At 54.4% G+C, this 21,235-nt stretch carries 17 protein-coding genes; 10 read left to right on the forward strand and 7 right to left on the reverse strand.

Translation table 11 applies throughout. The features are described 5' to 3' along the window. Positions 1–7: 7 nt before the first annotated feature. The 4 genes from PHC90_08400 to PHC90_08415 all read left to right on the forward strand — a co-directional run bounded on the left by PHC90_08400 (position 8) and on the right by PHC90_08415 (position 4,445). A complete protein-coding gene (locus PHC90_08400) occupies positions 8–766 on the forward strand; it encodes an ABC transporter ATP-binding protein (GenBank protein MDD3846367.1) in 759 nt (252 codons plus the stop codon). Continuing rightward, complete coding sequence (locus tag PHC90_08405) at positions 754–1,980, forward strand: SufD family Fe-S cluster assembly protein (GenBank protein MDD3846368.1); 1,227 nt, start codon at positions 754–756, stop codon at positions 1,978–1,980. Before PHC90_08400 ends, PHC90_08405 begins: the two co-directional genes overlap by 13 nt. Before the next feature lie 12 nt (positions 1,981–1,992). After that, complete coding sequence (locus PHC90_08410) at positions 1,993–2,874, forward strand: DUF362 domain-containing protein (protein MDD3846369.1); 882 nt, start codon at positions 1,993–1,995, stop codon at positions 2,872–2,874. A gap of 68 nt (positions 2,875–2,942) precedes the next feature. Next, positions 2,943–4,445, forward strand: coding sequence for a 4Fe-4S binding protein (locus tag PHC90_08415; protein MDD3846370.1), 1,503 nt, complete (start codon positions 2,943–2,945; stop codon positions 4,443–4,445). A gap of 39 nt (positions 4,446–4,484) precedes the next feature. On the opposite strand, the gene PHC90_08420 is transcribed toward PHC90_08415, so the two are convergent. Then, positions 4,485–7,499, reverse strand: a complete 3,015-nt coding sequence (locus PHC90_08420; GenBank protein ID MDD3846371.1) for a PAS domain S-box protein — start codon at positions 7,497–7,499, stop codon at positions 4,485–4,487. A 278-nt stretch (positions 7,500–7,777) separates the two neighbouring features. Between PHC90_08420 and htpX the strand changes: the two genes are divergently transcribed. From htpX to PHC90_08450, 6 genes are read left to right on the forward strand one after another with little or no spacing between them, the layout of a single operon-like run. Then, complete coding sequence (gene htpX, locus PHC90_08425; protein ID MDD3846372.1) at positions 7,778–8,629, forward strand: zinc metalloprotease HtpX; 852 nt, start codon at positions 7,778–7,780, stop codon at positions 8,627–8,629. Continuing rightward, complete coding sequence (locus PHC90_08430) at positions 8,583–9,884, forward strand: transcription antitermination factor NusB (GenBank protein MDD3846373.1); 1,302 nt, start codon at positions 8,583–8,585, stop codon at positions 9,882–9,884. The genes htpX and PHC90_08430 overlap by 47 nt, the downstream gene beginning before the upstream one ends. After that, a complete protein-coding gene (locus tag PHC90_08435) occupies positions 9,881–10,576 on the forward strand; it encodes a PASTA domain-containing protein (GenBank protein ID MDD3846374.1) in 696 nt (231 codons plus the stop codon). Before PHC90_08430 ends, PHC90_08435 begins: the two co-directional genes overlap by 4 nt. Before the next feature lie 13 nt (positions 10,577–10,589). Further along, positions 10,590–11,252 (forward strand): ribulose-phosphate 3-epimerase, encoded by a 663-nt coding sequence (gene rpe, locus PHC90_08440; protein MDD3846375.1) that lies wholly within the window; start codon positions 10,590–10,592, stop codon positions 11,250–11,252. Between the two features lie 2 nt (positions 11,253–11,254). After that, the gene (locus PHC90_08445; GenBank protein ID MDD3846376.1) at positions 11,255–11,899 is read left to right on the forward strand and encodes a DUF3786 domain-containing protein; all 645 of its coding nucleotides are present in this window, start codon (positions 11,255–11,257) and stop codon (positions 11,897–11,899) included. 1 nt (position 11,900) lies between these two features. Then, a complete protein-coding gene (locus PHC90_08450; protein MDD3846377.1) occupies positions 11,901–13,043 on the forward strand; it encodes an MBL fold metallo-hydrolase in 1,143 nt (380 codons plus the stop codon). Positions 13,044–13,047: 4 nt separating this feature from the next. Here the strand turns inward: PHC90_08450 and selD are convergent, their stop codons facing one another. From selD to PHC90_08480, 6 genes are all read right to left on the reverse strand, one after another. Beyond that, positions 13,048–14,073, reverse strand: coding sequence for a selenide, water dikinase SelD (gene selD, locus PHC90_08455; GenBank protein ID MDD3846378.1), 1,026 nt, complete (start codon positions 14,071–14,073; stop codon positions 13,048–13,050). A 33-nt stretch (positions 14,074–14,106) separates the two neighbouring features. Further along, on the reverse strand, positions 14,107–14,397 hold the full coding sequence (locus PHC90_08460; protein ID MDD3846379.1) for a hypothetical protein: 291 nt from the start codon (positions 14,395–14,397) through the stop codon (positions 14,107–14,109). Between the two features lie 132 nt (positions 14,398–14,529). After that, positions 14,530–16,137 (reverse strand): AMP-binding protein, encoded by a 1,608-nt coding sequence (locus tag PHC90_08465; GenBank protein MDD3846380.1) that lies wholly within the window; start codon positions 16,135–16,137, stop codon positions 14,530–14,532. Between the two features lie 477 nt (positions 16,138–16,614). Next, positions 16,615–18,222, reverse strand: coding sequence for an AMP-binding protein (locus tag PHC90_08470; GenBank protein ID MDD3846381.1), 1,608 nt, complete (start codon positions 18,220–18,222; stop codon positions 16,615–16,617). A gap of 62 nt (positions 18,223–18,284) precedes the next feature. Then, on the reverse strand, positions 18,285–19,556 hold the full coding sequence (locus tag PHC90_08475; GenBank protein MDD3846382.1) for a (Fe-S)-binding protein: 1,272 nt from the start codon (positions 19,554–19,556) through the stop codon (positions 18,285–18,287). Positions 19,557–19,575: 19 nt separating this feature from the next. Continuing rightward, positions 19,576–20,955: an FAD-linked oxidase C-terminal domain-containing protein gene (locus tag PHC90_08480; GenBank protein ID MDD3846383.1), complete on the reverse strand. Its 1,380-nt coding sequence runs from the start codon at positions 20,953–20,955 to the stop codon at positions 19,576–19,578. Positions 20,956–21,235: the final 280 nt, after the last annotated feature.

Raw genomic sequence — 21,235 nt, forward strand, 5'->3', positions numbered from 1 at the left:
GTCGGCAATGTTGACAATCGAAGATCTCCAGGTGGAACTGGCAGGCAGGATCCTTCTCAAAGACATCGATCTCGAGATCAGACCGGGGGAAACCCATATTCTTTTCGGTCCCAACGGGTCCGGCAAAACGTCCCTTCTCATGACCATCATGGGCTATCCCCAGTATATCGTCAAGAAGGGGAAGATAACCTTCAAGGGAACGGACATAACACACGCCCCGCTCAACGAGCGGGCAGCCCTGGGGATCGGCATGTCCTACCAGCGGCCGCCCACAATAAACGGTCTCAAGACGAGACAGATGATCGACATCTGTGCGAAAAAAAAGGTCGATGTCGAAGAGATGGCGCGGTCCCTCAATTTTGAGGATTTCCTCGACAGGGATGTCAATGCCGGCTTCTCCGGAGGGGAGATCAAGCGTTCCGAACTCCTCCAGCTCAAGGCCCAGAACCCGGACCTCATGCTCTTCGACGAGCCTGAGTCCGGCGTCGACATCGAGAACATGGCCCTCATCGGGACCACGATAGCCCAGATCCTGGAAAAGGAATCGCCGAAAGCGGGGAACGCAAAGCCTGTTGCCCGGCAATGGAAGGACAGGACCAAGATGGGGCTCATTATCACCCACACGGGATATATCCTCGATTATGTCCCCGCCGACAAGGGCCAGGTGCTCTTCAACGGGGTTCTCGCCTGTGCGGGCAATCCGCGAGAGATATTCCGGTGTATCGGTCAATTGGGTTACGAGGAGTGTGTGAAATGTACAATGTAGAAGAGCTCGCAGAAAAGGCCCGCCGGGCCCTCGACAAAAAAGCGACCTTTGGCGACGATGTCGACCTTGATTCCTTCGACAGGTCCCTTGTTCCCCACAAGTACCTCGCCGAGGAAGAGATCTGCGCCATCCCCCAGGAGGAACAGGACCGTCTCATCATGTCGGGGCTTGATGTGACCGATACAGGGAGGGGCGGAACGTATTTCCAGAAGGACACCACCGTCGTTCATTGCCACAGCAACGAGGAAGGCATCGAGGTGATGCCCGTGACAGAGGCGTTGAAAAAACACGAGTGGGTCAAAGAGTACTTCTGGAAGCTCGTTCCCGTGGACCAGGACAAGTACACCGCGTCGGCGTTCCTCGAACTCCACGACGGGTACGTTATCAGGGCCCTGCCGGGAAGCAAGAGCATCTATCCCATCCAGGCCTGCCTCTATCTCGACAAGGAAAACCTCCAGCAGAACGTCCACAACCTCATCATCGCCGAGGAGGGTTCGGAACTCCACATCATCACCGGCTGCGCAACATCACCCCACATGAGGCGCGGCGTACATGTCGGCATATCGGAGTTCTTCGTCAAGAAGGGTGCCAGGCTGAGCTTCACCATGATCCACAACTGGGCCGAGGAGATGAGCGTTCGCCCCCGCTCCGTCGCCCGCGTCGAGGAAGGCGGCCTCTTCATCAACAACTATATCTGCATGAAGCCCGTGCAGTCGATCCAGATGTATCCCACGACGCATCTCGTCGGTGACGATGCCACGGCGATGTTCTACAGCATCATCGTCGGTACCCCGGGCTCCCACCTCGACATCGGCGGAAGGATATACCTGAGGAACAGGGGCTGCCGTGCGGAGATAGTGCAGAGGTCCATCAGCAATGGCGCGCATATCATCAACCGCGGCCACCTCATCGGAGAGGCCCCCGAGATCAAGGCCCACCTGGAATGCAAAGGACTTCTCCTGAAAGGCGGCATCATCGACTCCATACCTCAACTGGAAGGCCATGTCGAAGGCGTCGACATGTCCCACGAGGCCGCAGTCGGAAAGATCGCCCAGGAAGAGATAAACTACCTCATGTCGCGGGGTATATCTGAAGAGGAGGCAACCTCGACCATCGTTCGCGGCTTCCTCAGCGTAGATATCAAGGGTCTTCCCACACCGCTTAAGGAAGAGATAGACCGCGCCATTGACAGGAGCAACAAGGATGCGATCTAGGGAGAAGCGCCTGTGAAACGCAGAGATCTACTAAAGCTGGGACTCCTGTCGCTTGTGGCGACCCGGATTCCCGGCACCCTCTTTGCACAGACCCCGCCACCGACCGTAGTGGTCGCTGAAGGGACCGACTATGCCGCCATCACCCGGAAGGTTATAGCCGCACTGGGTGGCATGAGGGTCTTCGTTAAGCCGGGGAACACCGTTGTGGTCAAACCGAACATGGGCTGGGACCGGAAGCCCGAATATGCCGCAAACACGCATCCCCTGGTCGTCAGGACCATCGTCGAGGAATGCCTCGCCTCGGGCGCGAGGAAGGTCAAAGTCTTTGACAACACCTGTAACGACGCGCGCCGCTGCTACGAGAACTGCGGCATCCCGGCTGCCCTGAAGAACATGAAAAACGTCGATGTCAGGCTCGTTGAGAACGACCGTTTCAAGAAAACCGCCCTTAACGGACGTTTCCTGAAGGAATGGCCCCTCTACGACGATGCCGTCAAGGCCGATGTGCTCATCAACGTTCCCATCGCAAAAAATCACGGCCTGACGGGACTCACCCTGGGCCTCAAGAATATGATGGGCATAATGGGTGACAACCGGGGATATATTCACCGCAGCATTGAAGACGCCCTCTCTGACGTCAACAGCGTCGTGAAAAGCCATCTCGTGATCATCGACGCCACGCGGATACTCATGAACCACGGCCCTCAGGGGGGAAGCCTGAAGGATGTGAAGGTTCTCAACAGGGTGATCGCGTCGCGGGACATCGTCGCCGCAGACGCTTACGCCACCACCCTATTCGGCATGAAACCCCAGGACATCTCCACAACGGTCACAGCATACAAGCGTGGTCTGGGGGAGATGAACCTGAATAAGATAAAAGTGATTAAAGCGTGAGGACGGTCCCATGGCGCGGAAGGTCCTTTAACTTGAAACATGAAACATGAAACCTGGAACCGTATTTTATGATTGCCCGCATTTCCCAACTTTTCTTTCTCGCCCTTTTCCTCTTCCTTTTCATCGTCACCGACTACCGGGGGAAGGATGAGATCACCGTTGCCGTCAACAGCTTCTTCAGGGCTAACCCCCTGGTCCTGGCCAGCTATGTTTTCGCCGTAAAGGGTTTTACGCTGCTTCTCCTGCCGGCCCTGCTGATGACGATCTTAACACTGGTCCTGGGGAGGTTCTTCTGCGGCTGGATCTGCCCCCTTGGAACCTTGATCGATCTCGTAACAAAGAGGATCCCCAAATCCGCTCCCATCCGGTTTCTGAAAGGGGCCTTCAAGCACTACCTGCTCTTTACGCTCCTCGCAATGGCCGTCTTTTCCGTGAATGTATCGGGAATCCTCGATCCCATCGCTATCCTCATCAGGGCGCTGACCCTCTTCTTCTACCCCCTTCTGGGCCATACCAGTCGGGCAGGCTGGTCGGGGCTGTACAAGATCGCCGGAGAGGGGCGGGACCATGCCGCTTTTCTCTACGATGTCCTCCGGGACTATATCCTGCCTTTTCGCGAAACATTCTATCCCCTGGCTTTTCTCTCCCTCGCCGTCCTCCTATTTATCTTCATCCTTGAAAGGTTCGAAAGAAGAAACTGGTGCCGGAATATCTGCCCCCTCGGTACGCTTCTCGGTCTTCTCGGCCGTTTCTCTCTGTTTCGGAGGGTCCCGGGAAGGATCTGCAAGGACTGCGGCGATTGCCGCAGCCACTGCCCGACCGCATTTGACGAGGAGATACTGCAGCAGGAGAATTGCATCCGCTGTCTGCAGTGCAGGGTAAACTGCCGCTTCGGCCGGGTCGGATTTCCCTTCCGGGGGAAAAGTGTCTTTTCGGCGCAGAGGGAGCGACATGAGCAGCCTGTCATGTCGAAAAGGATATTACTGGGAAGCCTTGTCTCCGGTTTTGCTCTTTCCAGGACCTTCACCTTTCGTCATCCCGAAAAGAATCACCGACTCTTGCGGCCCCCCGGCGTCACGAGCGAGGCTGATTTCCTGAAGAAATGCGTCCGCTGCGGAGAATGCATGAAGGTTTGCCTGCGCAGCGCCCTCTACCCCGACCTGGCACGGGCGGGTGTGACCGGCATCTTCATGCCTGTCATCATCCCCCGATTGGGATACTGTGAGTACAATTGCACGCTCTGCGGCCAGGTCTGCCCCACGGGCGCCATACCCCGGCTCCCTCTCAACGAGAAGCGCAAGAGCGTCATAGGCATCGCCGCCATTGACAAGAACATCTGTCTCCCCTACGCCAAAAAGCTCAACTGCATCGTTTGCGAAGAACACTGCCCCATTCCGGAGAAGGCCATCCGCTTCGAGACCGTCAACGACATCGACTATCAGGGCAAAAGGGTCACCCTGAAACGACCCTACATCGCCGATGACCTCTGCAACGGCTGCGGCATCTGCGAGAACAAATGCCCCCTCGAAGGCCGCTCGGCGATCGAGGTGTTTGCCAGGAAGAAGTTATAGAGGAGAGGCTTGCGCGATAACGGGCGTGAAATGGTCGCTTTAGCCTTCCTGCAGCACCCGTCGTATGACCTCGTCCAGTTCTTCCATGAGGCACGGTTTGGCTATGACGCCCTTGAAACCGTATCTCAGGTGACTTGCCATGACGGGGTCGTTGGAATATCCACTGGAGACTATGGCCTTGACGGCGGGGTCAAAAGCGAGAAGTTCCTTCATTGTGTCCTTTCCCCCCAGCCCGCCTGGGACGGTGATGTCGAGGAGGACCACGTCGAAGGGATTCCCCGCGTCAGAGGCATCACGATACTTCCTGATCGCCTCCTTGCCATCCGCGGCGCATGTCACGTCGTATCCGAAACTCTCCAGCATTTCCTTCGTGGCGCGAAGGATCATCGCCTCATCGTCCATGTGAAGGACCCTTGCCCTGACCACGGTGTTCCTGTCGTCTCGGATATCCCTGACGATGGTGGGTGCATGGTGTTGTGACGCTTTCAGGTAGATATGAAAGGTCGTTCCCGAACCCGGTTTGGACTCAAGGGCAATATGGCCGTCATGGTTCTTTATGATCGAATAGGATGTCGCAAGCCCAAGGCCGCTTCCCTTTTGCTTGGTGGTAAAGTAAGGGTCGAACACCTTGTCCACGTGCTCCGGCGCAATCCCGATGCCTCGGTCCTTCACCGATATCCGGGCATATCTGCCGGGCTGGAGAAAGACACCGTGCTGTACCATTCCATGCGACACGGTGAGGTTCATCGCCTCGATGGTGATCATACCGCCGTCGGGCATGGCCTGCTGGGAATTGATGACAAGATTGTTCACCACCTGGCTCACCTGTCCCTCATCGATGTCCACCGGAAAAAGGTCTGCGGCAAAGATAAAATCACACTTGACCCGCGAACCCGTCAGGGCAAAATTGGCCGTCTCCCTGACCACGTTTTCGATGGAGGTCGTCTTCATGATTGGAGAGCCGCCCCTGGAAAAGGTGAGAAGCTGGTGGGTCAGGTCTTTGGCTCTCAATATCGCCTGTTCGGCATCCACGAGACGTTTCAATACTCTCTCGTCTGCGGGTTTGGCATACATCTTCGCGAGAGAGACGTTCCCCAGGACGGCCGCGAGGATGTTATTGAAATCATGAGCTATTCCTCCGGCCAGGATACCCACCGATTCGAGCTTGCTCATCTTCTGGAGTTCCTCGTCCATTTTTTTCTTTTCCGTTACGTCACGAAAGACGAGCACCACACCCGCAACACTCCCGTCCTTGTCCCATATGGGAGCACCACTGTCGGCGATTACAAGTTCACGGCCATCCTTCGAAATGAGGGCCGTATGGTTCGCGAGACCGACAACAGTCCCCATCCGCAACACCTTCTCGACGGGGCTCTCGCACCTCCGACGGGTCCTTTCGTTGATGATGTAAAAAACCTCGGTGAGATTCCTGCCTGTGGCTTCGTCCTGTTTCCAGCCCGTCAGCTCCTCCGCGACGGCATTGATAAGGACTATCCTTCCCTCCGGATCGGTGGCGATCACACCATCACCGATAGAACGCAACGTGACTGCCAGGCGCTCCTTTTCGTTGGCAAGGGCCTCCTCGGCAAGACGACGCTCCGTTATATCCTCGTACGAAACGATGTAGTCGCCGTTCTCAAGACGTACGGTAATGAAATTGATGAGCTTTGTCGCCCCGTCCTTGCACACTACCGGAAAGGTCCTGGGCATTTTTTCGCCGGCGGCCTTCGTGCTGTCATCGTCATGCCAGGCGTCGACAACCGTCCCGCGTATGGTCTCGTCAGGATAGGCCCGCCCGAACCACGAGGCGCGGTCCGGTATCTCGGCGATGGTATATCCGAAGATGTCGGTAAACTTGGGGTTCAGATAGAGATACCTGCCGTCCCTGTCGAACATGGCCATACCGAAAGGGGCATGCTCGATAAGGACCTCAAACTTCTGCCGCTCTACGTTCAGTTTTTCCTCGGCCGCTTCCCTGTCGGAGATGTCTCGCGCAAAGCAAAAAATAAAATCCTCTCCGTTACATGTAACATGGTTCGCAAGGACCTCCACCGGGAAGACCCGACCGCTCTTGGTCTCGTGATGGGATCTGAAAGTGACGGCGCCGTCCTGTGCCATGCATCTGCCTATGGCGGAGAGTTCCCGCAAGGTGTGGTCAGGGTCCACATCCACGACGGAGAGCGCGACAAGTTCGTCTTTTGTGTATCCAAGCTTCTTGCACGCAGCCTCGTTCACGTACACAAAGCGGCCGTTCGGCCTGATCCAGAACACCGATTCGGAGGCGTGTTCGATGGAGAACCGTGTCAGCCAGAGTTCTTCCTCCCTCATTCGCCGGGCCGTCACATCCCGCATGTACACAAGCGCCACGGGTTCACCCTTATAGGTGGTTCCCGTCGCGGAAACCTCGATGTAGACAATATCGCCGTCGCGTTTTACTCCCTTGAACTCATACCGTTCCGGTATCGCCTCGCCTCGCTGCCTGCGCTGCGTGAAATCGGCCACCCTCTCGTGGTCGTCGGGGTGGACGGTAAGGGACTGGGGTCTCCCGATGATGTCGGAAGGGCTTTCATATCCGAAGATCTCAACGAACTTGCCATTTACATAAAGATGGATGTTGCCCTTCAACATGGCCACGCCGTCGTTGGAATTCTCGATGGCGGTTCGGTAGCGTTCCTCCGATTCCCTGAGGGCCTCCTCGGCGCGGCGAATCTCGGTGATGTCCCGGCTGTACACGGCAATCCTCGCCACGGACCCTCCCCCGTCAAGAACGGGATAATAGCAGTTCTCAAGCCAGACGCCGTCGCGAAAATCGGTGCAGGAGACCGGCCTCCTTCCGGCAATAATGCTCTCCATCAGAACCTTCCTGCTGCGGGCCACCTCGGGTGCGAAATAGTCGAAAATATTGCTCCCCACCATGTCATCCACATCGTGGTTGAAGCGCCGGGCAAGGTTTTCATTGAGGGTAATGATCGTTCCTTCCTTGTCCACGATGAAAGCCGCATCAGGCGGGGTATCGAAAAAGACGTGCATCGCACCTTCACTCTCAAGCGACATTTTCTCTCCTTTCTCCAAATTCGTTCCTGTTCATAGCAACCCCTCAACAAGGGTACCGTGCCCCAACTCCGCGGCGTGCAGGGTGCATCCGGTTTGTTCTTCTCCCCTTAGTTTGTCGTGCAGGTCTCTTTTTTCGAAGAAGCTTAAACCTGGCCAGATCCTGGTCATTATTTTACGAACCTTTTGGGGCAAAAGGCAAGAATTTCGGAGGGACTCCCGGCTTGATAAAAGACATAAAATGTTTATACTGTATAGGATAATTTATCATCGGAGGTTGGATGAACAGATTTAAGACCTTTTTCTTGATGACCATCCTCACCATTATCCTGGTTGGTCTTGGCAGCATTATAGGGGGCAGGTCCGGAGGAATGATCGCCTTCGCCATCGCCCTTATCATGAATTTCGTGAGCTACTGGTTCTGCGACAAGATCGTTCTGAAAATGTATGGCGCAAAAGAGGTCTCCCAGGGGGAGGCGCCGCAGCTCTATGGCTCGGTGGCATCTCTCGCCCAGCGCGCGGGCATCCCGATGCCGAAGGTCTACATCATCGAGAACGACAGCCCGAATGCCTTTGCCACCGGTCGAAATCCCGAGCATGGCGTCGTTGCTGTCACAACGGGCATCATGCGCATCCTGACGAGAGAAGAACTCGACGGCGTTCTTGCCCACGAACTCTCCCACATCAAACACCGTGATATCCTCATACAGAGCGTGGCCGCAACGCTGGCTGGCGCCATAACCATGATTGCCAACTGGGCCCGTTTTGCCGCCTTTTTTGGAGGCAGTTCGAGCGATGACGAAGGGGGCGGCAATATATTCACCGTCATAATCTTTTCCGTAATAGCGGCCTTTGCCGCAATGCTGATCCAGCTCGCCATCTCCCGTTCCCGGGAATACCTGGCCGATGACGGCGGAGCAGGCCTGTCGGGAAATCCCCTTTATCTCGCCGGGGCGCTGCGCAAGCTCAACGCCGGCGTGGCACGTAACCCCATGAATGACGCGAACCCGTCAACTGCACCCCTGTTCATAGTTAATCCCTTCAACGCCGGCGGCATTCGATCCCTTTTCAGCACCCATCCCCCCATTGAAGAGAGGATCAGGAGACTGGAGGATATGGCCTATCGGCGATAACTTCGGACATCTCCTCAGGGCCATTTCAATCCGCATCATTCGCGATGTTGAAACAGGCAGGTTTCTCGATGAGACCATTGACGCGATCTTTTCTCGTTCACGCCTGAACGAGGGTCAACGGGCACTCATATACCAGATAACCTCGGGGGTGGTGCGTCATCGGGGATATCTTGAGTTTGTCCTTTCCCGGTACACCACGAAGCCGATAGACAGGGACGTCCGGTACCTTCTGTGGATAACCATCTACCAGGCGGGCTTCATGAAGAAAGCCCACTATCACGTAATCAACGAGGCCGTCGACTACGCTAAGAACGAAAAGGGGAAATTCGTCGCCGGTTTCGTCAACGCGGTCCTGAGGCGGTTCATCAATGACGGGGAGCTTCAGGGCCTGCCACCCGGCGAGGCCGCGCGCTACGCCTTCCCCCGGTGGCTCATAGACCGCTGGACGGATAGGTACGGTAAGGAAGACACCGAAAAGCTCCTTATAACCCTCAACGATGAGCCCCTGTTCACTCTCAGGGTCAACACGCTGAAAACCACTGTCAATAAGGCCATGCAAGACCTCGCGGCGGGAGGGATCGAGGCGCGTACCGGGAGCGTTTCGCCCTGTGCCCTCATTGTCCGTCGCCTTTCACCGGTCATTGCAAGCACCCTCTTTCAGGACGGGCTTTTGAGCGTTCAGGGAGAGGCGTCCCAACTTGCGGGCATGGCCGTTGCGGCGGCGGGAGGGACGAGCATTCTGGACGCCTGTTCCGGTTCGGGGACCAAAACGAAACAAATCGCCGAACTGTGCCGCGAAAGACGGGTCATTTCCATGGACAACGACATGAAACGCCTCAAGCTGTCATCTCTGACGGGCAGGATCGTATGCGCAGACGCCCTTATGGCGCCTTTCAGGCCCGGAACCTTCGATACGATCCTCGTGGATCCACCCTGCTCGTCGCTTGGCATCATCCGCAAGCACCCCGAGATCAAGTGGCGGAGGAAGGAGGAGGATATTCCCCGGTTCGGGGCATTGCAGCTCTCATTCCTTCGGACACTGTGGGACCTCTTGCGCCAGGGCGGACGGATGGTCTACAGCGTCTGTTCCTTCGAGCCCGAAGAGACCATGGATGTCATTGATAACCTGGCAAAAGACAAGAAGTTTGTACTTGAAAATCCACTCCCGTTCCGGTTTAATAAGGATTGTTTTATCTCGTTACCGCATGAAACGGCTATGGACGGTTTCTTTATAGCACGAATAAGAAAGCTATGAAGCTCATAAAAATAGTATTTTATATTGTGGCACCCATCTTCGTCTTCGGCCTGTCGACATACCTGACGATAAGTCTCGTCCTCAAGTTCCAACAAACCACCATCTGTCCGGATGTACGGGGAAAGACCGTCGAGAATGCCCGGGAACTCCTGAGGAAACAGGGGCTCGCCCTTGTCGTCCTGAGATATGAACGGCGAAATGACGTGCCCTACAACCATATAACGGTCCAGAAACCCGATGCCAACATCTCCACCAAGAAAGGCAGGGTGGTCTACGTTATCGTCTCCGAAGGACCGGAGCTCATGAAAACGCCGGGGTTTCTGGGGCTCACCCTCGAGGAGGCCCAGCCGGTCTTCAGCGAAAAACATCTCGCCCTTGAAAAGACGGTCATGGTCCCCCACCCTAAAACGGGTAAGATCATTGCGCAACTGCCGCCTCAGGGAACGGACATCCTCGAATACGGCAAGGTCACCCTTTTCGTCGGCACTGCCCCGAGGTCCTACTATCTCATGGCCGACACCCGCAACATCAATTACAACGAACTTGCCGACGAATTGGAATCCAAGGGAATCAGATACAGGATCAATTACGCCAGAGCCGACCGGGCATCGTCCCGCAACGGCATAGAGTATTCCATACTTCCCAGAACGATATTCAATTCTACCGAGGAGATAGTCATCAATATCTACTGATCATGGAGGCTTTATGAAAGATATCCTCATCGCGCCGTCCATTCTCTCCTGCGATTTCCTGCGCCTCGGCCAGGAGATCGAGGACGTTGAGCGGGCAGGCGCTGACCTTATCCACGTAGATGTTATGGACGGTCATTTCGTCCCCAATATCACCATCGGCCCAATGTTTGTCGAGGCACTGCGCAGGATCAACAAGAAACCCCTCGATGTCCACCTGATGATAGAGAACCCCGCGCAATACGTGCAGGAGTTCGCGCGGGCCGGATCCGATATTATTACAATACACGCCGAGACGGACAACCATCTATTCAGGACCCTTGATGTCATCAAGGAGTCGGGAGCACGGGCGGGCATATCCTTCAATCCTGCGACGCCGTTAAACCAGCTCGAGCACGTCATCCACATCGTCGACCTCGTCCTTGTCATGACCGTCAATCCCGGCTTCGGGGGTCAGAAATATATCCCCGCGATGGCGGGAAAGATAAGCCAGGCGCGCAGGATGATCGATGAGGCCGGCAGGTACATAGACCTCGAGGTCGACGGCGGCATCAAGGCAAGCAACGCCGCCGAGGTCGTCAAGGCGGGGGGCAACATGCTCGTTATGGGAACGGAGATATTCCACAGCGAAGATTACCGGAAAAAGATTGAAGAGGTCAGAGACAAGATCGGCCGGTGACCATGGAACTCAAACGACAAAAAACATACAAGGGTGTCTTCGACAGCGCTCGCGACGAACTCATGAAAAGCGCCATGGAAGAGAAGTTCTTCCTCGCAGGTTTACGCCATGAGCGAAACGGCGGCGCTCTGCGGGTTCATGTCCCCTTTTTCGACGAAACCATCGTCCTTGGCATTCCCGGATTCACCTTCTCCAGCTCGAGAGACGCCAATGTCACTCTCGTCTCGAAGATCATTATCCTCCACTACATAAACACCGCTTCAGGAATCCCCTTGACGGGCGAAAAGGTCGCCTATGGGGACATTCCGGCATGCATGCATTATGATCCCGTCTTTGAGAAAAGGGTGCTCAGGCCTCTTGTCAGGGCATTCGGCTATGACAGGCATGCTTTTCTTGACGCAGGCCTCGGCCTTGGGGCAAGAGAAGAACAATTCGGCGACGCCTCTCTCACGCTTTTCGCCTTTCCGAAGGTGCCCGTCACCTTTGTTCTCTGGGAAGGGGACGGTGAATTTCCTCCATCCGCCAAGGCGCTTTTCGATCCTTCTATCACGGGTTATCTGCCGCTTGAGGATATAGTCGTCATCTCGAAACTTGCTGCCGGCAGGATTCTGAAGACGGCCATGAAGAACCTGGCCGAGGAGGTGTGACATGATATTCAAGCAGTTCAATTTCGATGGATGTCTCGCATATGTCATCGCCTGCGACAGCGAGAAGAAAGGGGCGATCATCGACCCTTCTCATGAACTGGCTCCTTTCCTGGATTTCGCCGGATCCCATGAGCTCACCATAACCCACGTGATCGATACCCATACGCATGTCGATCATGTCTCCCTCGCACAGGAGCTTGCAGACAGGCTTGGAGCAAAGACGGTCATGAACAGGAACACCCCGGCGCAGAGGGAAATAGGAGCGAAGGTCACTGACCTCTTCGGGATAGAGAAGGTCCTCGCCGACAACGCCCGCAAGAGGATAGATATCCATCTCGGCGACGATGATACGCTATCCATCGGCAACATCACATTGCGGGTGATCGAAACGAAGGGGCACACACAGGACCACATGTGCCTCCTCGCCGGCGACCGGCTCTTTACGGGGGACGTCCTCATGATAGGCCAGTGCGGAAGGACCGACCTTCCAGGCGGGAGCTCCGGCGATATGTATGGAAGCCTCTTCGACAGGATCATGCCGCTTTCCGATGATCTCATCGTTTATCCCGCCCACGACTACAGGGGGAACATCAATTCCTCCCTGGGCTACGAAAAGGTCAACAATGTCTGTCTCAAGACGCACCGCACCGCTCACGAATTCGAGGAATTCCTGAAAGGCCTCTTCCCGCCGCTTGACGCGAAAACGGGAAAACTCCAATGCGGCCTCAGCAACACGGAACCGGCCCAGTCCGGTGAACTGGGCCCGCTTATGAAAAGCTTCTGCGTCTCCATGGAAAGCATCCTTGCAACACCCCATGGGGAAACGGTCATTCAGACAGAAGATCTCCTGCACAGGATCGAGAAGAAGGAGAGGCTCTTCCTCGTCGATGTCCGCGAGCCCAAAGAGCTCAACGAGACCGGCTTCATCGAGGGCGCCGTCAATATCCCCGTCCGGGAAGTCGCCCTGAGAATAGGTGAATTCCCAAAAGACCTCGACAGCCCTATCGTGGTTTACTGCGCAAGCGGCTCCCGCTCCTCCCACGCCGCGGTCTACCTCAGGGCCTACGGATACCGCAACGCCAGAAACCTCGAATATGGCATCCACGGGTGGACGGACCGGAATTATCCTCTCGTAAAGAGCTAGAGACTTATCTCAGCAGAATCTTTCCCTTCGGTTCAGCCAGGAAGGTACCTATGACGTGGCAGTCCACGTCAAGGCGGGTGGCAGTTTCCTCGAATTTCACCCTGTCATGGGGGTCGAGGGCCATGAGGAGACCGCCCGATGTTTGGGGATCGAATATGATGTCATAGAAGAAATCCGAACGCGTGGCGACCACGTGTTCCGTGTAAAAGTCCCTGTTCCGGTAGAGGCCTCCGGGGACCAGACCCGACGCGGCAAATTCAACGGCCTGAGCGAAATAGGGAAGTCTTTCGGCGTAGAGTTCGACGCCGAGGGATTCCCGTATCATCTCCTTGAGGTGTCCCGCAAGGCCGAAACCCGTCACATCCGTGCAGGCGTGGACATCCACGGAGAGCATTGCCTCGGCTGCGGCCCTGTTCAAAGCGGCCATCACCCTCGCCAGACCCATGGCAGTATCATCGTCGAGAAGTTTGCCCTTGATGGCGGTGTTCATGATACCCGTCCCGAGGGGCTTTGTGAGGACAAGAATATCTGACGGCCTCGCTCCCACATTGAGAAGCACCTTGTCGGGATGGACAATTCCCGTCACCGACAGCCCGTATTTGATTTCCTCATCGTCAACGCTGTGGCCGCCGAGAAGACTCGCTCCAGCCTCGCGTATCTTGTCCGCCCCACCGCGAATGATCTCCTTCAGGATCCCTATGTCGAACTTCTTAGGTGAAAAGCAGACGAGATTGAGGGCAGTCTTTGGCGTGGCACCCATAGCATAGATGTCGCTCAAGGCGTTCGCCGCGGCTATCTGGCCAAACCAGTAAGGATCATCTACGACGGGGGTGAAGAAATCCACCGTCTGGACAAGGGCAATCTCGTCCGTCACCTTGTAGACACCCGCGTCCTCAAAGCCTTCAATTCCTACGATAACATGTTCATCCACAGGGATCTCTATCCCGCAAAGGATGTTCGCCAGGTCACCCGGACCTATCTTCGACGCTCACCCGCCGCCGCGGACAAATTTTGTCAGTTCGCTGTCCACTCGTCCTCCGTTCGTTCCAACGCGACCTCTCCCTCAGGGAGGGAGCATCTTCTTGGATTTCTTCCTGCTTCGCGGAGCCTCTTCCAGAGAAACCTGTCTCTCGTGTATCTTTTCAATGCCCGCGTAGTAACAGCAGTTCACGCTTTTATAGTTGTTGTCGAAAACGCGTACCTTTCCATCCTGAAAGTCTATACGGACGTAGCAAAACCCACCGGGCAATTCGGACCGTCGCTCCTCGACAACGATCCCCATGCCCCATCGTGCGTACCGCCTGTGATACACATGATCGCCAACCTGCAGATACAAGGAATAATCGGCTATCATCGGGTAAGCTTATCATAAATGAGGGGGAGGGACAAGGAAAGGGATGCAAGAGGTGATGCGTCGCTGCGGTGCCTGATTACCCGCACAAAAAAACGGGGACCGAAGTCCCCGTTGTTTTGTGCCTAACCTATCTTACTGATGATCGGCCCATTTGCCGTAACGTTCGCGGAGTATCCTGTGGAGGATCTTGCCGGCGCCTGATCTCGGCATCTCTTCATCCTTGATGAAGACGATGTTCTTCGGAACCTTGAAACCGGCTATCTTGCCCTTACACCACGCTGTAACATCTTGCGCTTCCATGCTCTTTCCTTCATGAAGGACAACGATCGCAGTCACCTGTTCGCCCCATTTTTCATGAGGGACGCCTATGACGGCTACGTCCTTGATGTCCGGATGACCGCCTACGCAGTTCTCGACTTCCGACGGGAAGATGTTCTCGCCGCCGGAGATGATCATGTTGGCCTTTCTGTCGACGAGGGTGTAGTAGCCTTCCTCATCCCGCATCGCCATATCACCGGCGCTGAAGTACTCGCCCTTCATGGCCGCCTTGGTCTTTTCGGGGTCCTTCCAGTACTGCTCGAAGATCTGTGGGCTCCTGGAATAAAGCTCCCCGACTACATTCGGCTTGTCAACAAGGTTTCCGTCTTCATCGTAGAGCCTCAGGACATCGCTGCCCATAACCTCCCGTCCGCAGGAACCAAGCTTCGTCATCTGCTCGTGCGGTTTCAGAACAGTAACAATACCCGCCTCCGTGGAACCGTATGCTTCATAAAGCTCGGAGTTGGGGAACATCTTGAGGACGCCCTGTTTCGTGTCGCGCCGGGCGGGAGCTGAAGAAATGAGCAGTTTCTTGATGCAGGTAAGGTCATATTTCGCCCTTACTTCGTCGGGAAGGGCCAGCATCATGATATAGTGTGTCGGCACGAGGGACGTGAATGTAACTCCGAAGTCCGCAAAGCACTTGATGAGCCCTTCGGGGTTGAAGGAGACCATGTTGTAGGCCATGACGGTGCCGCCCACCCAGGTCACGACGAATGAATAGAAAAGGGAGTTGACGTGGCAACAGGGCATGACGAGCAGATTGCAGTCATCGAAGTTGAAATTGTGATCGTAAATCATAATGTAATACTGGGAGAAGAGGTTGGCGTGGCTCTTCATAACGCCCTTGGGAAGGCCCGTAGTCCCGCCGGTGTACATGATGACCCAGATATCGTCAGGATCGACAACGACATCGGGCTCTGCGGGGCTGGCCTTGGCGAGCATCTGCTCGTAGTTGATAAAGCCATCATAGCTGGGGCTGTCAACGGCAAAGTTGATGTAATGCTGAACCGTCGACAGGTTCTTCTTCATGCCGTTAACCTGATCGATCCAGGGAAATTCCTTGCCGTCCGCCTTGTCGATGCCGCTCTGAACGATGAAGACCTTCGCTTCGCAGTGATTGATGATGTATTCCATTTCCGGGGCCGAAAGCCTGAACATGAGGGGCACGCACAGGAATCCGCCCTTGGCCGCAGCCGCGTAGAAATCCATCCACTCGACACAGTTGTATCCGAGAACTGCGAAACGGTCGCCTTTCTTCATCCCCAGGTCGGCGAGAGCGTTTGCAAGCCTGCAGGCCCTTTCATTCCACTGCTTGAATGTAAAGGCCTTGTAAAGATCCTTGATGCCCACCTTATCAGGCCACTTAAAGGCATTCACTCTCAGCACATCCTTAGCTGTCAACCAATGACCGTTCTTCATAACAAAACCCTCCTTAGTGTGATTGATGAAAATCCCGTTATGTCGCCCCGTGAAAGGATCAACAGGGCGTCTTGCTCAGAAACAAGCAATGCTCACGATACCACAATATTATGCTATCCGGAGATGAATGTGAAACAGTGCCGTCAGAATAAAGACCAGCGATTGAAGTAGTGCCCTTACAGCTTCTCACGTAACCCCTTAACCCAAAAAAACGTATATTTGTTTTACCCCACACCGGTTTTTTTTTCAACACTAAAATGCCCTCTCCCGACGCAATGATGCAACAAATGATCTTCCATCATCCTGCGATCATGATAGGGAAACCAAAAAAATGCACGCCCTGCGTCTGTCGCCTTTTCTATGTTCAGCATGCATTCCCGGAAGAGCGCTTCTTGCAGGCTCCACGATTCATGCAAGAGCCATGAGACCATAAAAAAACGGGGACCGAAGTCCCCGTTCCTTGCTTACCTGAAAATTCTACTGCTGGTCTCCCCACTTGCCGTAACGCTCGCGGAGAATCCTGTGGAGGATCTTGCCGGCGCCCGATCTCGGCATCTCTTCATCGGGGATGATGTATATGTTCTTGGGAACCTTGAAACCGGCAATCTTGCCCTTGCACCATTCGGTAATTTCCTTGGGCTCCATCTTCTTGCCTTCGTGGAGGACGACGACTGCCGTTACCTGTTCGCCCCATTTTTCATGAGGCACGCCGATGACGGCAACATCCTTAACATCCGCGTGTCCGCCCACGCAGTTCTCGACTTCTGACGGGAAGATATTCTCGCCGCCGGAGATGATCATGTTCGCCTTTCTATCGACCAGATAGTAGTAGCCTTCCTCATCGCGGTAACCCATGTCACCAGCGCTGAAGTACTGGCCCTTCATTGCGTTCTTCGTTCTTTCCGGGTCTTTCCAGTAGCTCTCGAAGATCATCGGGCTGCGGGAATAGAGTTCGCCGATCTTGTTGGGCTCGGTTATGAGACTGCCGTCTTCGTCGTAGATCTGGATTATGTCCGTTCCGATCGCCTCGCGGCCGATGGAACCAAGCTTTTTCATCTGTTCTTCCGGTTTCAGGACCGTTACGCATCCTGCCTCGGTTGATCCGTATGCCTCATAGAGCCTTGAATTGGGGAACATGGCAAGGATACCCTGTTTCGTGTCGCGCCGTGCGGGAGCGGAAGAGCAGAGAAGCTTCTTGATGGCGTTCAGGTTGTATTTGGCCTTCACTTCGTCCGGGAGTGCCAGCATCATGATGTAGTGTGTCGGAACAAGGGATGTGAAGGTAACCCCGTGATCAGAGAAGGTTTTGATGAGACTTTCGGGGTTGAAGGAGACCATGTTGTAGCACATGACCGTGCCGCCGACCCATGTCACGACAAATGAGTAGAACAGGGAGTTGACGTGGCAGCAAGGCATGACCAACAGAATGGTGTCGTCGAAATTGAACTCATGGTCGTAGATCATGATGAAATACTGGGAGAAGAGGTTTGCATGGCTCTTCATGACGCCCTTGGGCAAGCCTGTCGTTCCGCCGGTGTACATAATGACCCAGGTATCGTCGGGGGTCACTTCGACTGCGGGTTCTTCAAGGCTTGCCTTCGCGAGCATCTGCTCGTAGTTGATATAGCCGTCATAGCTGGGGCTGTCGACGGCAAAGTTGATGTAGTGTTCAACGGTCTTCAGGTTCTTCTTCATACCGTTGATCAGGTCGATCCACGGAAATTCCTTGCCGTCTGCGGGGTCTTTGCCGCTCTGGACAATAAAGGCCTTCGCTTCGCAGTGATTGACGATATATTCCATTTCCGGTCCCGCGAGCCTGAACATAAGCGGTACGCACAGAAATCCGCCCTTCGCGGCTGCGCCGTAGAAATCCATCCACTCAACGCAGTTGTAGGCGAGAACCGCAAAACGGTCGCCTTTCTTGAGGCCGAGATCGGCAAGGGCATTCGCGAGCCGGCAGGTCCTCTCATTCCACTGCTTGAAGGTAAACTGCTTGTAAAGATCTTTAGCGCCGATCTTGTCCGGGTACTTAAATGCTTGAATCCTTAGAACATCCTTCGCTGTCATCCAGTGGCCGTTCTTCATGAGTATACTCCTCCTGTGAGTTTGAGATGTAGATGTACGGTTGTCCTAGGGATATCGATCTGCTACTCTACCAGCTCCAGGAAATGATGCACCTTCTGCGGCATTTTGTTTAGCAAAACGTTATCAATAAGGTTGATCATGCATCCTGGGCAAGCGGTCACGACGATATCCGCACCGGTCGCTTTGATGCCATCCATTTTCTTGCCCGCTATCTTCTTCGTCAGATCGTAATGGTAGACGCTGAATGAGCCACCCATTCCACAACACATATCGGCGTTAGGCATTTCCACATATTTAATACCCTTGAGGGCCTTGAGGATCGCCCTCGGCTGATCTTTGATGTTCTGGTACCTGACAAGATGGCAGGGGTCATGCCATGTGACTACTTTCCCTTCGAACTCCTTTTTCAATTTGAAGTCTTGCGGAGGGATCTTGAGGATATCTATGACAAATTCCGTACTATCCTTGATCTTCTTCTCGAATTCCTCGTAGCGCTGTTTCTGCTCCTCGGTCTCCGGGAGATATTTCTGATAATCCTTGAGCGTGGAACTGCACGTCCCGCAGGCGGTGACGATATAATCCACGTTGAGGTCCTTGAACGCCTTGATGTTAAGGTCTGCCAGCATCCGGCCCGTCTCAAGGTCGCCGCTGAAATAGATGGCGGCGCCGCAGCAATTCTGGTCCTCGGGCACAACCACTTCCACTCCATGCCGGGTCAGAAAGTCGATAAGCTTGAGACCCAGTTCGGGGTAGACAAAGTCGGTCGCGCATCCCATGAAAAAACCGACTCTCATCTTGGGTTTCTCGCCGTTCTGGGGTTTATAGACCGGCTTGACCTGGTCTCTCAGGAATGTCTTTGACAGGCTGGGGAAATTCCTTCTTCCAAGGCCCTTCACGAAATCGGGAAGGTGCTTGATCTTCCCTTCCGTGGTGGGCATCATCCACTGGAACTTCTGCATGAGCCTTGCATACTTCCCGAAGGCCTTTCTGTCCGCCATTACCTTGCGGAATGCGAAATTCTTGATGGCTCCGAGCCCTTTCTCCTTTACCAGCTGGGCGCGGGCCGCCACTACGACGCGGTCTATCTGCGTCTTTGCGGGACAGTTCGCCGCACAACGCTTGCACAGAAGGCACTTTCCTATAATATCCGCCATCTCGTGCGTGAATTCCTGCTTTCCTGCGAGTATCTGTTTCACGAGGTAGTTCTTCCCGCGTGCCACAGATGTCTCCATCTTCTCTTCCTGGTAGACCGGGCAGAAGAAACTGCAAAAGCCGCACTTCATGCACTGGTTGGAGAATTCTTCTATTTTCTTAAGTTCTTTAAGGTCTTTCACTCGCAACCCCCTTTATGGACTACTCCCAGATCTTGCCCGGGTTCATGATGTTGTTCGGGTCGATGAGGGCCTTGATGTTCTTCATCATATCTATTACGGCCGGCTCTGTGACCTTCTTCATGAATTTCTGTTTCTCAAGACCGATCCCGTGTTCGCCGGAGAGTACGCCACCGAACTCCACCGCGCCTTCAATGATAGCGTCCATGGCCTTCAGGGCACGTTCATAATGTTCTTTATTGTTAATGTCGGTAAGGATCGCCGGATGAAGGTTCCCGTCTCCTGCATGACCGAGAACAACGATCTCGAGATTATACTGTTTGGCAAGTTCCTTGCATCTGTTGATGAGTTTGGGAATATTCCCACGGGGCACCGTGACATCCTCGGCGAAAACTGTCTTCGCTTTTCCAAAAACGGCCGCGAAACCTGCACGACGGGCCATCCAGTACTTATTGGCGTCATCGGCATCCTTTGCCACGCGAACCTCTTTGGCGCCATATTTCTTGGTGATCTCGGCGATCTTCTCCGCTTCTTTCTCAACGGCTTCGGGAATACCATCAACCTCGAAGAGCAGACAGGCATCAGCGTCTTTCGGCAAACCGATGGGCATCATTTCTTCGATCCTGTTGATGACCCAGTTGTCAATAAGCTCGATCTTGTCGGGGATCACACCATTCTCGAGAACATGGTAGACGCTTTCGCCGGCGACGGCCACATCGTCATAGACCACGCAGAGTGTTTTCCTTGCAAGAGGCACGGGATTCAGTTTCAGTTCCGCACTGGTGATAACTCCGAGAGTCCCTTCAGCGCTGATGAAAATATGAAGAAGATCATAACCAACAACATTCTTCAGTGTCCTGCCGCCGAGATGCACAACCTCGCCTGTGGGGAGGACAACTTCGATACCCAGAATATACTGCTTTGTCACACCATACTTTACACAGGCAGGACCCCCGGCGTTCTCGGATATGATGCCACCCATGGTCGCGCCTAAAAAGCTCTGGGGATCGGGCGGGAAAAAGAGGCCGTCTTTCATGAGCCGAAGAGTCAGATCCTGGAGCACAACACCAGGTTCGACGGTGGCGGTGAGATTTTCTTTATCGATCTTGATGATCTTGTTCATTCTGGTCATAGCCAGGACAACGCCGCCATGCCAGGGAACCGACCCGCCGCTGACGTTTGTGCCGCCGCCCCTCGGGGTGACGGGTACTTTCTCGGCATTGGCGAGTTTCATTATCCGCGATACTTCGTCCGTAGTGGTGGGAAAAACAACGAGATCCGGTTCTTTCACCCAACTTGTGGTTCCGTCGTACGAATAGGCTTTGAGCGCTTCAGGTGCGGTGAGTACATTGTCTTTACCGACAATCTTTTGAAATTCGCTTATCAACGACTCTTTTAACATCCCTGTACCCCCTGATTTTGATATTGTTACTAATTTCACTTTCTTATATCTTTTTCTCCTTTCCTTTGTCAATAAAAATCACAAAGGCAAAACCCCCCTGATATCAAGTAATTGGCCACAGTTAAGGCCTTGCAGGGGAATGACAAATAATGGTATGGAATCGCATGTTTTCCATAGTGAACAAATGTGCCGGGAACGGCCCCTGGATTGTGACTTTCGGGGACTATCGATAGACATCCTCAAGACCATGATCTCATCGAGCCTGAGATTGTGAAGGCTT

Source organism: Syntrophorhabdaceae bacterium (assembly GCA_028698615.1).
Classification (GTDB): Bacteria; Desulfobacterota; Syntrophorhabdia; order Syntrophorhabdales; family Syntrophorhabdaceae; genus Delta-02.